Origin of the sequence: Nocardia puris, assembly GCF_036051655.1 — a bacterium.
Lineage (GTDB): Bacteria > Actinomycetota > Actinomycetes > Mycobacteriales > Mycobacteriaceae > Nocardia > Nocardia puris.
Genome location: NZ_CP107943.1, coordinates 944,541 through 959,863 on the forward strand (window position 1 = coordinate 944,541; position 15,323 = coordinate 959,863).

Here is a 15,323-nt window from a genome sequence, read left to right on the forward strand (position 1 = left end):
ATGGTGGCCGCGAGCAGATCCCGCGGGCACGACCGCACCTCACACCGCCGCCGCGACCGCACCCTCCGCACGCTTCGCCCGCCGATCGGCCGCCAGCAGCAGACCCGCCGCGATCAGCAGGATCGGCCCCGGCGACGGCCCGAAGAACCACAGGTCACTGATGGTCGTCACCACCAGCGTCCAGGCGATGAACGTCGGCGGCGTGAGTCCGCGCCGGTCCATCCACAGCACGAGGAACCCGACGACGGCGAGCGGGATGCCGAAGCTGCCGAGGGTCAGCCAGTACGCGCCGTTGGCGGAACTCATCTCGGCGAGTTTCTCTCCCCACAGCTCCCGGCCGATCCACGCCCCCGCGTGCGACGGCGCCGTGAGCGCCAGCGCGATCAGCGTGTGCGCCACCCCGATGAAAACGATCAGCCCGCCGGCCCACTTGACCATCGGAGTTCTCCCTTCTCGTGGCGCGGCACGGGTGACACCGCCCGCCGCGCGTTATACGGTTGCGTATAAGCAGAGGCTAGACCTGTTATACGGCACCGCACAACGGAACGACGGAATGGAGTGGGCCACACCATGGGCGCGTTGCGCACACCGCGCGAGACGTGGATCGACGAAGGGCTGCGAGCGCTGGCCACCGGCGGCGTCGACGCCGTGCGCGTGGAGGCGCTGGCCAAGGCGCTCGGCGTCACCAAGGGCGGGTTCTACGGCTACTTCGCCAACCGCGAGGCGCTGCTCGCCGAGATGCTCGACACTTGGGAGCGCGAGGCCGTGGACGAGGTCTTCGAGCGGATCGAGCGGGCCGAGGGCGACGCGGTGGACAAGGCCAGGCTGGCCGGCCGGCTCACCTTCTCCGGCGACCGGCTGCTGCCCATCGACCTGGCCGTGCGCGACTGGGCCCGCCGCGATCCCGCCGTCGCCGAACGCCTGCGCCGCGTGGACAACCGCCGCATGCAGCTGCTGCGCGACGCGATCGGCACCTTCTGCACCGACCCCGACGAGATCGAGGCCCGCAGCCTGCTGGCGTTCTGCATGGCGATCGGCAACCACTTCCTGGCCGCCGACCATCCCGGCCGCACCCGCGCCGAGGTCAACGCCCTCGCGGGCGATCTGCTGCTGAACCGGTGGCGGCGCTGACCGGCACGCGGGGAATGCGGGCCGGTCGCTCGCGGCCCGTACTGTCGACGGTGTGGATGTGGTGCGAACGGAGTGGCCCGCGCTGCGGGACGAGGCGCTGGTCGCCGAGGACTCGGCGATTCTGGCGCTGAACAAGCCCGCGGGGATCTCGGTGACCGGCGAGCGGCACGACATCGACGTGGTCGAACTGGCCGCCGCCACCGGCGAGACGCTGTATCCGGTGCACCGCATCGACAAGGTGACCTCCGGCCTGGTGCTGCTGGCCAAGGACCTCACCGCGCACGGGCAGCTGACCAGGCAGTTCAACAAGCAGACCGCCGTGAAGACGTACCTGGCGATCGTGGCGGGCACCGGATTGCCCGAGCGCGGCGCGATCGACCTGCCGCTGAGCGTGGGCCGCAAGAACCGGGTGCGCATCGCCGCGCCCCGCGAACGCATCCGCCACGCCGGGGATCGCTGGTCCGTCGACGCGCGAGATCTGTTGGAGACCAAGAACTATCCGTCGCTCACCGAGTTCGCCACGGTGTCACGGACCGGTGAGTACACGGTGCTGGCGCTGCGCCCGGTCACCGGCAGGCGCCATCAGATCCGCGTGCACCTGGCGTGGATCGGGTATCCGATCGTGGGCGATCCGCTGTTCGACAAGACCGGCGCGCACCCGCGCACCTACCTGCACTCGTGGCGGCTCGGGCTCACCGCGCCGTGGCGCACGCCGCCCGAACTCGACCTGGTGGCGCCACCGGGCCCCGATTTCCTGGCACCCGTCGCCGCCGACGACACGACCGCTCTGCTGGACCACGCGGCGACCCTGTTGTGAGCTGACGCACCCGATGCCGGGGAACAGACGGCCGGTGGTGAGCCTCATGCAGACGGACAATGCGCAGGTCATCTAGCCTGGGAAAGTGCCGGGCACACGATGTGGGCACACTCTGACGCAACGGAGCGATCCCTCAGAGAAAGCGAACGCCGATGATCCTGGTGGCTCAGGTCAGCGATACACATATCGATCTCGGTTCCCGCAACACGGAGCGAGCCGAGGTGGTCATGGCGTATCTGGCCGGCCTACGCCGCAAGCCCGACCTCATCCTGATCACCGGCGACGTCACCGACTCGGGTAAGCCCGACCAGTACGCCGAGGCGCGGACCGCGTTGACCGCCGATGTGCCGCTGCGCTTCCTGCCCGGCAATCACGACGAGCGCGCGGCGTTCCGCGAAGTGCTGCTCGGCGAACCGGCGTCGTCCGGGCCCATCAACGGCGCGGTGCGCGTCGGCGACCTCACCATCGTCCTGCTGGACTCCACCATCCCCGGCGAGGCGGGCGGCCTGCTCGGCGACGAGACCTTCGCGTTCCTGCGCGAGACGCTGGCCGCCGCCCCCGCCGACGGGCCGGTGCTGCTGGCCATGCACCACCCGCCGGTGCACCTGCACAGCCCGATCATCGACGGCATCACCCTCGCCGAACCCGAGCGTCTCGCCGAGGTGATCACCGGCGATCCGCGCGTGATCGGCGTGCTCACCGGGCACGCGCATTCGGCGGCCACTACCACCTTCGCGGGGCGGCCGCTGCTGGTGGCGCCCAGCACCGCGAGCGTGCTCGGTGGCGAGTGGGAACTCGAATTGCCGGGCCACGTCATGGATTACGCGCCCGACCCGGCCGTCGCGCTGCACATCGTCGACGAGAACGGCGCGCTCACCACGCATTTCCGGCCGGTGCCCATGGGCGGATTCCTGGGCGAGCAGCCCTGATCACCGCGCGGCGATGCGCTCGCGCCGGTACGCCGCGGGTGTCACCCCGGTCCACCGCTTGAACGCGTAGATGAACGTGGAGGATTCGGCGTAGCCGAGGCGGATCGCGACATCGCTCACCGAAAGCGGTGTGGTGGTGAGCATTTCCTCGGCCAGCGCGCGGCGCACCTCGTCCAGCAGGGCGCGGTAACTGGTGCCCGCCGTGTCCAGGTGGCGGCGCAGCGTGCGGGTGCTGACGTTGAGTTTGCGTGCCACGGCGTCGATTCCGGGTGGCGGCGCGAACCCGTCGGCCCCGCCGGGCACGAGCAGTTCGCGCACCTCGGCGGCGATGCCGGTGCGGGCACGGCGGCGGTCGATGAGCTGGCGGCACTGGGCCAGGCACATGGCCCAGGTGTGCTCGTTGGCCTGGGGCAGCGGCTCGTCCAGCATGCCGGCGTCCAGGGCGAACAGGTTCTGCGGGCGGCCGAACTCGGGCCGCACGCCCAAGACGGACGTGATGCTGTCGATGTATTCCGGCTCGGCGGAACGGAATTCGGCGCGCAGCAGCGGCAACGGGCGCCCGAGCAGATCGCTCATCACCTGGTGCATGGCCACGACGTCGCGTTCCACCAGGACGTGGCGCACGTCGGCGGGCACCAGATCGTCGTGCACGCGGGCCACCAGTTCGTCGCCGGTCCACTGGGCGACGGGCAGGCAGAACGTGAAACTCAGGTCCAGATAGCGCAGCGCGAACGAGATCGCCTCACCCAGCGTCGGGCTGCTCACGCACGCGAAGCCGAAGATGCCGAAGGTGGTGATGCGGTAGCGGGTGCCGAGCTCCAGGCCGAGCGCGGGCGAGTCCACGGCGCGCACCAGATTGCGCACCACGGCCAGCTCGGTGTGCGCGTCCACCTGGGCGTCGGGGTCGCGCAGCGTCGCCTCGGTGAGCCCGGTGCCGGCCAGCATCCGCGGCACGGGCACGCCGTACTCACCCGCGTGGCCGACGATCAGCGCCACGCTGGCGATGCCGCGCGGGAAGTTCCAGTCGCGGATTCCGGTGGCCAGCGTCCGGTCCATAGCCGACATTATGGCCGAAAGTCTCGATGACACTCCCGGGATCGGTCCTACAGTGGAGACGGCAGGCATCGTGAGGAGGGTCACATGACGGCGGCGCGGCAGCCCTCGGTCCTCGTCATCGGCGCGGGCTTCGGCGGCATCGGCGCGGCCATCGCACTGCGCCGCGAGGGCGTCACCGACCTCACCATCCTGGAGCGCGCCGACGACCTGGGCGGCGTCTGGCGGGAGAACACCTACCCCGGCGCCGCCTGCGACGTGCCCTCACCGCTGTACTCGTACTCGTTCGAGCCCAAACCCGATTGGCCACAACGCTATTCGGGACGCGCCGCGATCCACGACTACCTGCGCGGGGTCGCCGAACGACACGACCTGCTCGATGCGATCCGGTTCGGCGCCGAGGTCACCGAAGCCGCGTTCGACGAGCACTCGGGCAAGTGGACGGCCCACACCGCCGACGGCCGCACCCGCGTGGCCGACGTGCTGATCTCCGCCGTGGGCCAGCTCTCCCGGCCGGCCTGGCCCGCCATCCCCGGCCGCGACACCTTCGCCGGGCCCTCGTTCCACTCCGCCGAGTGGGACCACGAGGTCGAGCTCGCCGGCAAGCGCGTGGCGTGCATCGGCACGGGTGCGAGCGCGGTGCAATTCATACCGGAGATCCAGCCGAAAGTCGGGCGGCTCACCGTGTTCCAGCGCACCCCGGCGTGGGTGATCCCCAAGTTCGACACCGATTACTCCCCCATCCAGCACAAGCTGTTCGCCAAAGTGCCCGGCGCGCTGTCGGTGGAGCGACTGGGGTGGTGGTCGATCGGTGAGTTCGTGTCGCTGGGGTTGGTGGAGTTCCCGGCGATCGCGCGCGTGGTGTCGGCGATCGCGGCGCGGCATCTGCGCAAACAGGTCGACGATCCGGAACTGCGCGCCAAACTGACGCCGGACTACCCGATCGGGTGCAAGCGGGGGTTGTTCTCCAACGACTACTACCCCGCACTCACCCAGCCGAACGTGCGCGTCGAAACGACGCCCATCACCGAGATCACTCCCGAGGGGGTGCGCACGGAGGACAGTGCGCTGCACGAGGTGGACGTGATCATCTACGGCACCGGATTCAAAGGCACCGAGTTCCTGTGGCCGATGCGTATTCGCGGGCGCGGTGGCCGCGAACTCGCCGACGTATGGTCCGAGGGCGCGCACGCCTACTACGGCATAGCCGTGCCCGAGTTCCCGAATCTGTTCCTGGTGTATGGGCCGAACACGAATCTCTCGGCGGGCTCGATCATCTACATGATCGAATCCCAGGCCCGCTACATCCGGCAGGCCGTGCGCCTGCTCGCCGAGCACCCCGGGCACCACCTCGAGGTGCGCGACGAGCCGGAGCGCGCGTTCAACACCGCCCTGCAACAGCGCCTGGACCGCACCCCGTGGAACTTCTGCACCAGCTGGTACCGCACCGCCTCCGGCCGCATCACCAACAACTGGCCCGGCACGGTGTCGAGCTACCGCCGCCGCACCCGCAAGCTCGTCCGCGCGCATTTCGCGCTGACCCGCGCGGCGTGATCGCACCCGGCGAATGGGCCGCCCGGCCGTTCGGTGGTCGATCCCACATCGTCCCGTGCGCGCCCGCACGACCCGGCGGACCCTCCGCACCGGCCGACGGCGCGGTCCCGGACTGCCGGACCGCTCGATCGGTCCCTGGCAGACTGAGTGCGTGAGTGATCTGCCCACGGCCGACGGCCGGACCGGTTTCGACGAACGCGGGCCGCTGCGGCCGATCGAACTGGCGGTCGGCGCGGTGCTCGGCGGGGTGACGGTCGGGCTGGTCACGGTGGGATCGGTGATTCCGTTCGCGGCGGCGCTGCAATTGGTGGCCGCGGTGCCGCTGGGCATGATCGCCCACCGCTACCGGATGCGCACGCTGCTGGCCGCCACCGTCGCGGCGACGCTGGTCACGTTCGTGGCCGCCGGGGTGATGCCCGCGCTCGGCGTCCTCGGCACGGCCACCATCGGCGGCATCATCGGCGGGGTGAAGCGCCGCGGCGGCGGGCTGCTCACCGTGCTGGCGGCCGCGACGCTGGCCGGGGTGGCGTGGGGCGCGTTCTCGGTGGGTTCGCTGCTGCTGTTCTCGCGCACCCGCGAACTGTTCTTCACCACCCTGCGCAACACCGCGGAGGGCGTGCAGCGGCTGGCCGAGCGCAGTGCGGCGCTGGAACCGCTGGGCCGGGCCGCCTCCGACGTCACCGACACCGTGCTCGCCTGGTGGTGGGCCTACGTCGGCGGCGGCGTCGCGATCGGCGTGGTGGTGAGCGCGCTGTTCTCCTGGTTCGTGCTCGGGTCGGTGCTGGACCGGCTGGCCTGGCTGCCCAACCGCGACCGGCTCGACGCGCCGCACGACCAGCGGCCCATCGCGCCGCTGCCGGTCACCTTGCGCGGCGCGGGCTTCCGGTATCCGGGGGCCGCGAACGAGGCGCTGACCGATATCGACCTGACCGTGCGCCTGGGCGAATTCGTCGCGATCGTCGGGCACAACGGGTCCGGCAAATCCACGCTGACGCGATTGCTGGCCGGGCTGCCGCCCACCTCGGGCACAGTGGAGCGCCCCGGATCGGCCGGGCTCGGCCACCTCGGCGGCACCGCGCTGGTGTTGCAGCGGCCGGAGAGCCAGACGCTGGGCGTGCTCGTCGCCGACGACGTGGTGTGGGGCCTGCCCACCGACCTGGCCGCCGAGGTGGACGTGGACGCGCTGCTGCGCGAGGTGGGCCTGGACGGGATGGGCGACCGCGAGACCGCGACCCTTTCGGGCGGGCAGCAGCAGCGGCTGGCCGTGGCCGCCGCGCTGGCCCGCCGCCCCGCCCTGCTGATCGCCGACGAGGCCACCTCGATGATCGACCCCGACGGCCGCCGCGAACTCGTCACGCTGCTCGCCGGCCTGCCGCACCGGCACGCGATGGCGGTGGTGCTGGTGACCCACCACGAGGCCGACGCGGCCGCCGCCGACCGCGTGATCCACCTGGCCGGCGGACGCACCGTCGAGCACCTGCCCGCCTGGCCGCAGCCCGCGCGCGACCGCCGCCGCCTGCCGATGGGCCCGGCCATCCTGGAACTGCGCGACGTGCGCCACACCTACAACCGCGGCACGCCGTGGGAGGCGCCCGCGCTGCACGGCGTCGATCTGGTGGTGCGCCGCGGCGAGGCGCTGCTCGTGGTGGGCGGCAACGGGTCGGGCAAGTCGACGCTGGCGTGGATCATCGCCGGCCTGATCGAACCGACCGCGGGCCGCTGCCAGCTGAGCGGGCGGCCGGTGACCCGGCAGATCGGGCGAGTGGAGCTGGCGTTCCAGCATTCACGTTTGCAGTTGCAGAAGCAGACGGTGGGCGAGGAAATCGCCGACTGGGGCGGGCGCGCCACCGGTTCGGGCGCGGTCGGCCGGGCACTGGACGCCGTCGGGCTGGACCGCGCGCTGGCCGCCCGCTCGATCGAGGAACTCAGCGGCGGGCAGGCCAAGCGGGTGGTGCTCGCGGCCATCGTGGCCAGCCACCCGCAGGTGGTGGTGCTGGACGAACCGCTCGCGGGCCTGGACCCCGAGGGCCGCGCCGATATCGTCGAGTTGCTGGCGCGGCTGCGCGACGCGGGCCAGACGCTGATCGTCATCTCCCACGACGTGGCCGACATGTCCGCCGTGTGCGACCGCACCGTGCACCTGAACGCCGGGCGCATCCTCGAGACCCAACCGGCGGTGGACCCGGCGCCCGCCGCGCCCCACTTCGCACCGCGCCACGACCCCCGCGCCGCCGCTCCCCCACCCGGGCCCGGCGACGCCGCGTGGGGCTGGGAGAACGGAGGCCGCCGATGAGCACGGTATTGCTGCGCCAGGTGCCGGTGTCGAGCCCGGTGCACCGACTGTGGGCGGGCACGAAGATGATCGCCGCGTTCCTGCTCAGCCTGCTGGTGATGTTCTGGCCAACCTGGATCGTGCTCGGCGTGATGATCGTCTTCCTGATCGTGATCGGGATCGTCGCCCGCCTGCCGCTGGGCACGCTGCCCCGGCTGCCCTGGTGGTTCTGGGGCCTGCTCGGCCTCGGGGCGCTGCTGAACATGCCGGTGGGCGGGGCGGCCGTGCTGAGCTACACGCGGGTGGTGGTGTTCGGGCTGGTTCTGCTGACCGCCTCGTTCCTCATCGCGTGGACCACTCCGATGGGCGAGATCGCGCCCGCGCTGGCCAAACTCGGCAAACCGCTGCGCCGAGTGCGGGTGCCGGTGGACGAGTGGGCCGTGGTGGTCGCGCTGACGCTGCGCGGGCTGCCGCTGCTGCTGGAGGAGATCCGGGTGCTGCGCGCCGCGCGCAAACTGCGGCCCAAGGAACGGCTGCTGGACCGGGCCGCCGACAGCCCGATCATCGACATCCTCACCGCCGCCATGGCCGTGGCCAGCAGGCGCGCCACCGAACTCGGCGAGGCCATCACCGCGCGCGGCGGCACCGGTCAGCTCACCGCGCACCCGAGCGCGCCCGGCCGGCGCGACGCCGTGGCGCTGGGCGCGGTGGTGGCCGTGTGCGCAGGGTCGATCCTGCTCGACATCCTGGTGTGACCGGCGCGCGAGCGAACAGGCACACTTGGAGGGAACCGGGGAGCGGCGCGGCGCGTCGAAAACCGATGAAGGACCGGGACTTCGAACGGGAGGGGCGTGCCCATGGCCGACGCGGAACGCGAGGCGCAGCTCGCGCAGAATCGTGCGCTGCAAGGGGAGATCGACGATCTGCTGGAGACCTTCGAGCGGCAGCGCCGTGAACTGGCCGACGCGCAGTCCAGGCTGGCCGCCGCGTCGGTGACGGCGTGGTCCTCCGACCAGCTGGTCCGGGTTACCGCGAACGCGGCGGGCGTGCCCACCGAGGTGCACCTGGAGCCCGACGCCTTCAAGCGCACCACGCCGCAGAAGCTGGGCGCCTCCATCACCGAGGCCACCCAGGCGGCCGCGCGGCTGGCGGGCGAGGAGGCCGAGCGCACGTTCGGCGCGCTGGCGAGCGTCGGCGACTCCATTCCCGACCTGCCCGACCTGGTGCCCGGCGCGCCCAGCATCAAAGATCTGGTGCGCGACCTGTTTCCGGAGCCGGTGCCCGCCGAGCCCGCGCCGGCTCAGCCCGTCCTGATGGACGACGAAGACGAGGACGAGTACTACCGCAACCGCAGCTACCTGGACGGTGGACGATGAGCAGTTTGCAGGTCGATCCCGACGCGCTGCGCTCCACCAAACCGGGGTTCGCGGCCGCCGCGGCCAAGGTGCTGGAGGCGGCCAGGAATGTGCAGTCCACGGTCGAGGCCGAGGGCGAGTGCTGGGGCAACGACGAGATCGGTGAGAACTTCGCCAAGGAGTACACACCGGGCGCCGAGGACGGCATGAAGGGCATCGAGGGCCTGAGCAAAGCCGTCGACGCGCTGAGTACCGGCGTGGACGCGATCGCGTCGGCGTTCGAGAACCAGGACGAGCTGAATTCCACGGCGATCGACAAGATCAAGAGCACAATCGAGTAACGCGCCACCGGTGAGCAAACCGGTGGCCCCGCTCGATTCCCCCTTTTCACGTGCGTCTATAGCGATATCGCATAGGTTATCCAGCATCCGGTCCGCAATCGGTGCGGCAAAAGGGTCCGAATACCCGTTTCTTCAAGGGGCCAAACCAGTAATGTGTGGTTGGCGCAGCTGCTGTCATAGATCACAAATCTGCCCCACATGCCTTGGGAGGGCTCGTATTTCGGCATGCGGGGAGTTCGGAAGGTTAGAGACCTGATGAAGATTGGAACACCCGAATGATTTTCCGCAGGATCACCGCGGCCGTTGTCCCGCTCGTCGTCGCCGTCGCCGTCGGCGCGAGCACAGCCAACGCGCAACCGGTCGCGGCGCCCGTACCCGACATCGGATACGAGGCGAAACTCGTCGGCGACACCATCGTCACCACCCTCACCCACGGCACGTTCGCCCTCGCGGGCAACTCCGTGGACATCAAGGACACGACCGGTCGCACGGTCCTCACCCTCCCCCTGTCGCTACGGCAGGACGGACTCGAATACCCGATGCCGCACACCGTCCGGGATGACGGGCGGGTGCTGGAGTTGACGGCGGTGAAGAACGTGGCGGCGGCACGGCCGGCGGCGGTGTTGCCGGTGGCGTCCAACACCGAGAATCAGCGCGCCATGGAGGCTTTCCTGACGCAGTTCAGTATCGCCACGGCGATCGGTAGCTTCATCGGCTTGATCGTCGGTGGTGCGATCGGATTGATCGGAGTCATCGGCGGCCCGCTGGCCATCGGCACCATCCCCATCGCCGCCGGCATCGGCGCCATCGTCGGAACCATCATCGCGGGCGGTCCGACCCTGATCGTCGCCGGCATCGATCTCATCAACACGCTCAACGCGCCCCCGGGCACGACCAAGTGGGCCGGCGAGTAGGTCCAGCCCTGAAGTACTGAACCACAACAAGATTCACCAACAGCCCACAACACAATCGAGCGCCGGTCCGCGAGGGACCGGCGCTCGACGCGTACTTGGTCAGCCGTGGTTGCGGGTGGCCGGAACAACCCCGCGTGCGCGGGGCGCACTACTGTTCCCGGATGGCCTTCTTCGCGGCATCCTGAGCCGAGTCGATGTGGCCGCTGAACTTACCGCTCGTCTTGTCGTCCACCAGATCGCCGGCCTTGTCGATGACCGAATCGACCTTGTCCGCGTTCTGCTGGGCCAGATCCCGCGCCTTACCCGCCAAACCTTTGAAATCCACTGCGCACTCCTCACATCCGAGTCTGGGCAATCGCCGAGGCAACCCTAACCGGACGGGGCGCCATCGCGTCGGCAAACCGTCGGCGATCGTCGTCACATCGTGCGGTCAGCGGGATTCGCCCAGCCAGGCGGGGTGCCAGAGGCGACCGGTGTCGGTCCAGTTCATGAACCGCACCTTTCCGGCGATCTTCGGCGTCACCCAGACCGCGCCCTCGGCTTCCTCTTTGGTGAGCGGATTGGCGAACGGGGTGGTCTTGCGTTCCGATTTCCGCAGGCGGGCCGAGAGATCGCGCATGATCTCGTCACCGAAACCGGTGCCGACCCGGCCCACGTACACCAGCTCGCCCTCGTGCTCGACGCCGACGAGCAGCGATTTGAACTCGCGGGCCTCGCTGCGCCGCCAGCCGCCGACCAGCACATCCAGCGTCTGCCAGTTGCGCTGCTTGACCCACGAATGTCCGCGTTTGCCCGGCAGATACACCGAATCCTTGCGCTTGGCGACCACACCCTCGAAGCCCTGCTCGGCGCTGCGCGCGACGGCGTCGGCACCCGGCCCGGCCAGCGGCGGCGGCACCCGCAGCGCGGGCGCGGTGGCGGCCAGCGCCTCCAGCACTCGCCTGCGGTCGGCGTGGCGTTTGCGGATCAGCGAGGTGCCGTCGAGGTAGAGCAGGTCGAATACGATGAACACGGCGCTGCCCGGATCCGATTGCAGCAGACCCACATTCGGGATCCCCTTGCTGTCGAACACCACGGCCTCACCGTCGAGGACGACGTCGTGCCCGGCCAGTTCGTCGGCCAGCATCGCCATCAGGGGATAGCGGTCGGTCACGGTGTTGCCCGCCCGGCTGCGCAGAACCAAAGTGCCGTCGGTGATTTCGGCGATGAGGCGGAAGCCGTCCCACTTCGTCTCGAAGGTCCACTCGTCGTCGTCCAGGTCGGTGACGTCACCGGTGGTCGCGAGCATCGGCTTCAGGCCGCGCGGAAACGGTGTGCCGGAACCGTTGGGCGATCGGCCATTCGGGCCCTGGGCCTCGCGTGCCGCACCGGACCGGCCCTCGCGAACCGGCGCTTTCGCCTGCACTCCCCCCGAGCCCCCTTGATCCCGCATGAGGTGCATCAACCACTGGTTGCCCTTGGTCTTGATGAACGCGTAGCGCCCCGTGAGCCGCTCGCCGTGGAACGCGACGATCACCTCGCTGTCGCGCCACTTCTCGGTGTCGTAGGTGCCGCTGTCCCAGATCGTCATCTCCCCCGCGCCGTACTCGCCCTTGGGGATCTCGCCGTGGAAGTGCAGGTATTCGATCGGGTGGTCCTCGGTGTGCACGGCGAGCCGGTTCTGATCGGGCGAGGTGGGTGGTCCTTTGGGCACCGCCCACGACACGAGCACGCCGTCGCGTTCCAGCCGCACGTCCCAGTGCAGGCGCCTGGCGTGATGCTCCTGCACGACGAACCGGTTGTCCGCGCCGGGCGTGGGCGCCTCGGCGGGCACCGGTTCGGGCGTGCGGGCCGGGTCGCGCATCGAGCGGTATGTGGTGAGCGAGTCCTCGGATTCCAGCGGCGGATCGAGTTCGGCGATCAGGTCGCCCGTATCGCGCCAGCGGGCGAGCACCTCGTCGAAACGTAAGTGCCGCAGGCGTTCCCGGTCCTCGATCTCCTCCCAGGTGCGCGGCGCGGCGACGTTCGGCTCGGCCCGCCCGCGCAGGGAGTACGGGGCGATGGTGGTCTTGGCCGGGTTGTTCTGGCTCCAGTCGAGGAACACCTTGCCGCGCCGCACGGCCTTCGCCATCGTCGCCGTGACCAGCTCCGGATGCAGCTGCTCGAGGTTGGTGGCGACCTGTTTCGCCACCGTCGACGCGCCACCGGGACTCAGCTCCCGGTCCAGCGGCACATACAGGTGGATGCCCTTGCTACCGCTGGTGACCGGGAAGATCCGCAGTCCGACCTCCTCGACCATCTCGCGCACCGCGAGCGCCACCAGCGCGCATTCGGCCAACCCGGTGCCGGGCCCCGGATCGAGGTCGAACACCAGCCGGGTGGCGGGGCCGATCTCGTCACCGCGGAAACGCCATTGCGGCACATGGACTTCCAGCGCCGCCTGCTGCCCGATCCAGGCCAGCCCGGCCTCGGACTCGATCAGCGGGTAGGTGACGCGACGGTCGGAATGCGCGACAGTGCGCCGCGCGAGCCACGCGGGCGCGTGCTCGGCGAGGTTCTTCTCGAAGAACGAGGTCTCCTCCACCCCGTTCGGCCACCGCTTACGGGTGACCGGGCGCCCGGCGATATGCGGCAACATCGCCGGGGCGATGGCCGCGTAGTAGGCGATCACCTCGCCCTTGGTGGTTCCGGTCCCGGGATAGAGCACCTTGTCGAGATTGGTGAGATCGACCTCGATGTCGGGGCGCCCCGGGCCGCCACCGAACGCACGGCGCGACACCGTAACTCGGTGCGGGGACCGCGATCACGGCCCCCGCCTCGACATCAGGGCTGCGGGGTCGGGCCCGGCTGACCCGGCTGGCCGGGCTGCTCCGGCGGGACCACCTTCTTGGCGGCCTCCTTGCCCTTCTCGATCTTGTCCGAGTACTTGCCGCCGGTCTTCTGGTCGATGAAGTCACCGGCCTTGTCGACGGCTTCGTTGATCTTGCCCGCGTTCTTGGACGCGGCGTCCTTGCCCTTACCGAACAGGCCCTTCAGAGTGTCCGCCAAGCTCATCGCCGTGGTTCCTTCCATCGCCATTCGGGGAGTCGGTGTGACCCGACCGTGTCAACCAATATCTTCCCACCACGAATCCCGTGGTGGGAGGGCATGCGGCAACAGCCGCTCACCCGGCATCGGCACCGCGACCGGAGTACCCGCCGCGCCCGCCGCCGACACCATCCGGCGCACCGGCTCCGACCACCCGTGGAAGGCGAGATTGAACGTCGCCCAGTGGATCGGCACCAGCAGGCCGTGGCCGGGGTCGCCGACGCACAGGTCGGCGTGCGCGCGTACCGCCTCCTCGGGGTTCATGTGGATATCGGCCCAGCGTTCGTCGTAGGCGCCGATGGGCAGCAGCGTGAGATCGAACGGACCCAGCGCCGCGCCCGCCTCCCCGAACGCCTTCGTATAGCCGGTGTCGCCACCGAAGTAGACCCGCCGGGTGGGGCCGACCATCGACCACGATGCCCACAGCGTGGTGTTGCGCACCAGGCCGCGGCCGGAGAAGTGGCGCGCCTCGGTACAGGTGAGCACCAAGTCGGTGCCGTCCCGCTCGCGGCCCAGCGCCGCCAGCGAAACCGAAGCGCCCCAGTCCAATTCGACGATCCGGTGCTCGGGCACACCCCAGTGCCGCAGGTGCGCGCCGATGCCGATCGGGACGAGGAACGGCGTGGACTGGTGGCGCACCAGCGCGCGGATCGTCTCCTTGTCCAGGTGGTCGTAGTGGTCGTGCGAGATGACGACCGCGTCCACCGGCGGCAGCTCCGACAGCGGCGCGGGCACCGGGTGCAGCCGGGCCGGGCCGATCAGCGCCGAGGGCGAGACCCGTTCGCTCCACACCGGATCGGTGAGGATGCGGTACCCGTCCACCTCGATCAGCGCCGACGCGTGGCCGTACCAGGTGACGGCCAGATCGGCCGCCTCGGCGGGCGCGTCGGGCTTGCGCAGCGGCACCACGCGCTTGGGCCTGCCCAGGTGGCGCTGGGTGAACGCCGAATACAGCAGCGACTGCGGCGAACCGGTGAGCTGGCTGCTCGGCTCGGTGTTGTGGAACTGGCGGCCGCGGTAGCTGATCGACCCCGCCGCGTACGGCTGGATGGCCGACATGGACGCGCCGATCGCCGACGGAATCCCCCACGCCGCGCGCACCACCCACGCGACCACGGTCGCGCCCGTGGCGTACCCGAGGAACTTCTTGACGTTCATCATCGCCCCACGAACTTCGCCGGGCGCTTCTCCTGCCGGGCCAGCCGCCCTTCGGAGGCGTCCGCGCTGGTCCAGGCGGCTTCCAGGGCCTCGCGCTGCTGGGCGGTCTCCGGATCGCGGGTGCCGTCGTCGTTGAGCACCAATTTGAGGTGCCGCAGCGAGAGCGGCGCCAGCTCGGCGATCGACTTGGCCCACGACTGCGCGTCGTCGAGCGTGCCGAGCCGGTTGGCGAAACCGAAGGCGTAGCAGTCGGCCGCCGACACGGGCTCCGCGCCCAGCAGGACGGTGCGGGCCGGGCCGCCGCCGATCAGCGACACCAGGCGCCGGGCCGTCCAGCGGTCCACCGTGATGCCGAGCTTGGCGGCGGGAATCGCGATATAGGAATCCGGCGACATGACCCGCAGATCGCAGGCCTGCGCCAGCTGCACGCCCGCGCCGAGTGCACCGCCGTTGATCGCGGCGATCACCGGGATCGGCGCGGATTCGATGGTGTGCAGCATGTCCAGCAGGCCGTCGAGGAAGGTGTCGGAGTAGACCCCGTTCAGATCGGCGCCCGCGCAGAAGATCGGGCCACGCCCGGTCAGCACGAGGACGCGCGCCCCGTCGGCGACCGCGGTGAGGACGGCCTCGCGCAGCAGGGTCACGAGTTCGTCGTTGAGCGCGTTGCGGCGCTCCTCGCGCCGCAGTTCGATGGTGACGACGTCACCGTCCCGGCTGGCTCCGAGCATGCATC

16 protein-coding genes are annotated in these 15,323 nt (G+C 70.3%); 9 read left to right on the top strand and 7 right to left on the bottom strand.

Annotation, left to right across the window (positions count from 1 at the left end):
• Window positions 1–39: 39 nt before the first annotated feature.
• Window positions 40–438, bottom strand: coding sequence for a DUF6463 family protein (locus OHB21_RS03865; RefSeq protein WP_195125345.1), 399 nt, complete (start codon window positions 436–438; stop codon window positions 40–42).
• A gap of 132 nt (window positions 439–570) precedes the next feature.
• Between OHB21_RS03865 and OHB21_RS03870 the strand changes: the two genes are divergently transcribed.
• The 3 genes from OHB21_RS03870 to OHB21_RS03880 all read left to right on the top strand — a co-directional run bounded on the left by OHB21_RS03870 (window position 571) and on the right by OHB21_RS03880 (window position 2,877).
• Window positions 571–1,131 carry a TetR/AcrR family transcriptional regulator gene (locus OHB21_RS03870; protein ID WP_067511754.1) on the top strand — a complete coding sequence of 187 codons (561 nt, stop codon included), beginning with the start codon at window positions 571–573 and terminating at the stop codon, window positions 1,129–1,131.
• A 52-nt stretch (window positions 1,132–1,183) separates the two neighbouring features.
• On the top strand, window positions 1,184–1,948 hold the full coding sequence (locus OHB21_RS03875; RefSeq protein ID WP_232331844.1) for an RluA family pseudouridine synthase: 765 nt from the start codon (window positions 1,184–1,186) through the stop codon (window positions 1,946–1,948).
• A 152-nt stretch (window positions 1,949–2,100) separates the two neighbouring features.
• Window positions 2,101–2,877, top strand: coding sequence for a metallophosphoesterase (locus OHB21_RS03880; protein WP_084537963.1), 777 nt, complete (start codon window positions 2,101–2,103; stop codon window positions 2,875–2,877).
• Here OHB21_RS03880 and OHB21_RS03885 read toward each other — a convergent pair whose 3' ends face one another.
• Window positions 2,878–3,933: an AraC family transcriptional regulator gene (locus OHB21_RS03885; protein ID WP_067511750.1), complete on the bottom strand. Its 1,056-nt coding sequence runs from the start codon at window positions 3,931–3,933 to the stop codon at window positions 2,878–2,880. It abuts the gene before it with no gap.
• 84 nt (window positions 3,934–4,017) lie between these two features.
• Here OHB21_RS03885 and OHB21_RS03890 point away from each other — a divergent pair, with 84 nt between their 5' ends.
• The 6 genes from OHB21_RS03890 (at window position 4,018) to OHB21_RS03915 (ending at window position 10,366) form a co-directional block, all read left to right on the top strand.
• Window positions 4,018–5,484: a flavin-containing monooxygenase gene (locus OHB21_RS03890; RefSeq protein ID WP_067511748.1), complete on the top strand. Its 1,467-nt coding sequence runs from the start codon at window positions 4,018–4,020 to the stop codon at window positions 5,482–5,484.
• 151 nt (window positions 5,485–5,635) lie between these two features.
• Entirely contained in the window at window positions 5,636–7,777 is a 2,142-nt protein-coding gene (locus OHB21_RS03895) for an ABC transporter ATP-binding protein (RefSeq protein WP_195125344.1), read from the top strand.
• Window positions 7,774–8,511, top strand: coding sequence for an energy-coupling factor transporter transmembrane component T family protein (locus tag OHB21_RS03900; protein ID WP_067511746.1), 738 nt, complete (start codon window positions 7,774–7,776; stop codon window positions 8,509–8,511). The genes OHB21_RS03895 and OHB21_RS03900 overlap by 4 nt, the downstream gene beginning before the upstream one ends.
• A gap of 102 nt (window positions 8,512–8,613) precedes the next feature.
• On the top strand, window positions 8,614–9,132 hold the full coding sequence (locus tag OHB21_RS03905) for a YbaB/EbfC family nucleoid-associated protein (protein ID WP_067511744.1): 519 nt from the start codon (window positions 8,614–8,616) through the stop codon (window positions 9,130–9,132).
• Window positions 9,129–9,452: a hypothetical protein gene (locus OHB21_RS03910; protein ID WP_067511742.1), complete on the top strand. Its 324-nt coding sequence runs from the start codon at window positions 9,129–9,131 to the stop codon at window positions 9,450–9,452. Before OHB21_RS03905 ends, OHB21_RS03910 begins: the two co-directional genes overlap by 4 nt.
• Window positions 9,453–9,727: 275 nt before the next feature.
• The gene (locus OHB21_RS03915) at window positions 9,728–10,366 is read left to right on the top strand and encodes an ammonium transporter (protein WP_195125343.1); all 639 of its coding nucleotides are present in this window, start codon (window positions 9,728–9,730) and stop codon (window positions 10,364–10,366) included.
• Between the two features lie 148 nt (window positions 10,367–10,514).
• On the opposite strand, the gene OHB21_RS03920 is transcribed toward OHB21_RS03915, so the two are convergent.
• The 5 genes from OHB21_RS03920 to OHB21_RS03940 form a co-directional block, all read right to left on the bottom strand.
• Entirely contained in the window at window positions 10,515–10,691 is a 177-nt protein-coding gene (locus OHB21_RS03920) for an antitoxin (RefSeq protein ID WP_084537962.1), read from the bottom strand.
• 105 nt (window positions 10,692–10,796) lie between these two features.
• Window positions 10,797–13,124, bottom strand: a complete 2,328-nt coding sequence (locus OHB21_RS03925; protein WP_195125342.1) for an ATP-dependent DNA ligase — start codon at window positions 13,122–13,124, stop codon at window positions 10,797–10,799.
• Window positions 13,125–13,168: 44 nt separating this feature from the next.
• On the bottom strand, window positions 13,169–13,399 hold the full coding sequence (locus OHB21_RS03930) for an antitoxin (RefSeq protein ID WP_195125341.1): 231 nt from the start codon (window positions 13,397–13,399) through the stop codon (window positions 13,169–13,171).
• A 51-nt stretch (window positions 13,400–13,450) separates the two neighbouring features.
• On the bottom strand, window positions 13,451–14,593 hold the full coding sequence (locus OHB21_RS03935) for an MBL fold metallo-hydrolase (protein ID WP_195125340.1): 1,143 nt from the start codon (window positions 14,591–14,593) through the stop codon (window positions 13,451–13,453).
• Window positions 14,590–15,318, bottom strand: a complete 729-nt coding sequence (locus tag OHB21_RS03940; RefSeq protein ID WP_067511734.1) for an enoyl-CoA hydratase — start codon at window positions 15,316–15,318, stop codon at window positions 14,590–14,592. The genes OHB21_RS03935 and OHB21_RS03940 overlap by 4 nt, the downstream gene beginning before the upstream one ends.
• Window positions 15,319–15,323 lie beyond the last annotated feature (5 nt).

What these genes read in the sequence shown, in the direction of transcription:
- OHB21_RS03930 (WP_195125341.1), bottom strand. Translation starts at nt 13,399, where the DNA reads ATGAGCTTGGCGGACACTCTGAAGGGCCTGTTCGGTAAGGGCAAGGAC.
- OHB21_RS03905 (WP_067511744.1), top strand. Translation starts at nt 8,614, where the DNA reads ATGGCCGACGCGGAACGCGAGGCGCAGCTCGCGCAGAATCGTGCGCTG.
- OHB21_RS03915 (WP_195125343.1), top strand. Translation starts at nt 9,728, where the DNA reads ATGATTTTCCGCAGGATCACCGCGGCCGTTGTCCCGCTCGTCGTCGCC.
- OHB21_RS03885 (WP_067511750.1), bottom strand. Translation starts at nt 3,933, where the DNA reads ATGGACCGGACGCTGGCCACCGGAATCCGCGACTGGAACTTCCCGCGC.
- OHB21_RS03935 (WP_195125340.1), bottom strand. Translation starts at nt 14,593, where the DNA reads ATGATGAACGTCAAGAAGTTCCTCGGGTACGCCACGGGCGCGACCGTG.
- OHB21_RS03865 (WP_195125345.1), bottom strand. Translation starts at nt 438, where the DNA reads ATGGTCAAGTGGGCCGGCGGGCTGATCGTTTTCATCGGGGTGGCGCAC.
- OHB21_RS03940 (WP_067511734.1), bottom strand. Translation starts at nt 15,318, where the DNA reads ATGCTCGGAGCCAGCCGGGACGGTGACGTCGTCACCATCGAACTGCGG.
- OHB21_RS03910 (WP_067511742.1), top strand. Translation starts at nt 9,129, where the DNA reads ATGAGCAGTTTGCAGGTCGATCCCGACGCGCTGCGCTCCACCAAACCG.
- OHB21_RS03870 (WP_067511754.1), top strand. Translation starts at nt 571, where the DNA reads ATGGGCGCGTTGCGCACACCGCGCGAGACGTGGATCGACGAAGGGCTG.
- OHB21_RS03880 (WP_084537963.1), top strand. Translation starts at nt 2,101, where the DNA reads ATGATCCTGGTGGCTCAGGTCAGCGATACACATATCGATCTCGGTTCC.
- OHB21_RS03900 (WP_067511746.1), top strand. Translation starts at nt 7,774, where the DNA reads ATGAGCACGGTATTGCTGCGCCAGGTGCCGGTGTCGAGCCCGGTGCAC.
- OHB21_RS03890 (WP_067511748.1), top strand. Translation starts at nt 4,018, where the DNA reads ATGACGGCGGCGCGGCAGCCCTCGGTCCTCGTCATCGGCGCGGGCTTC.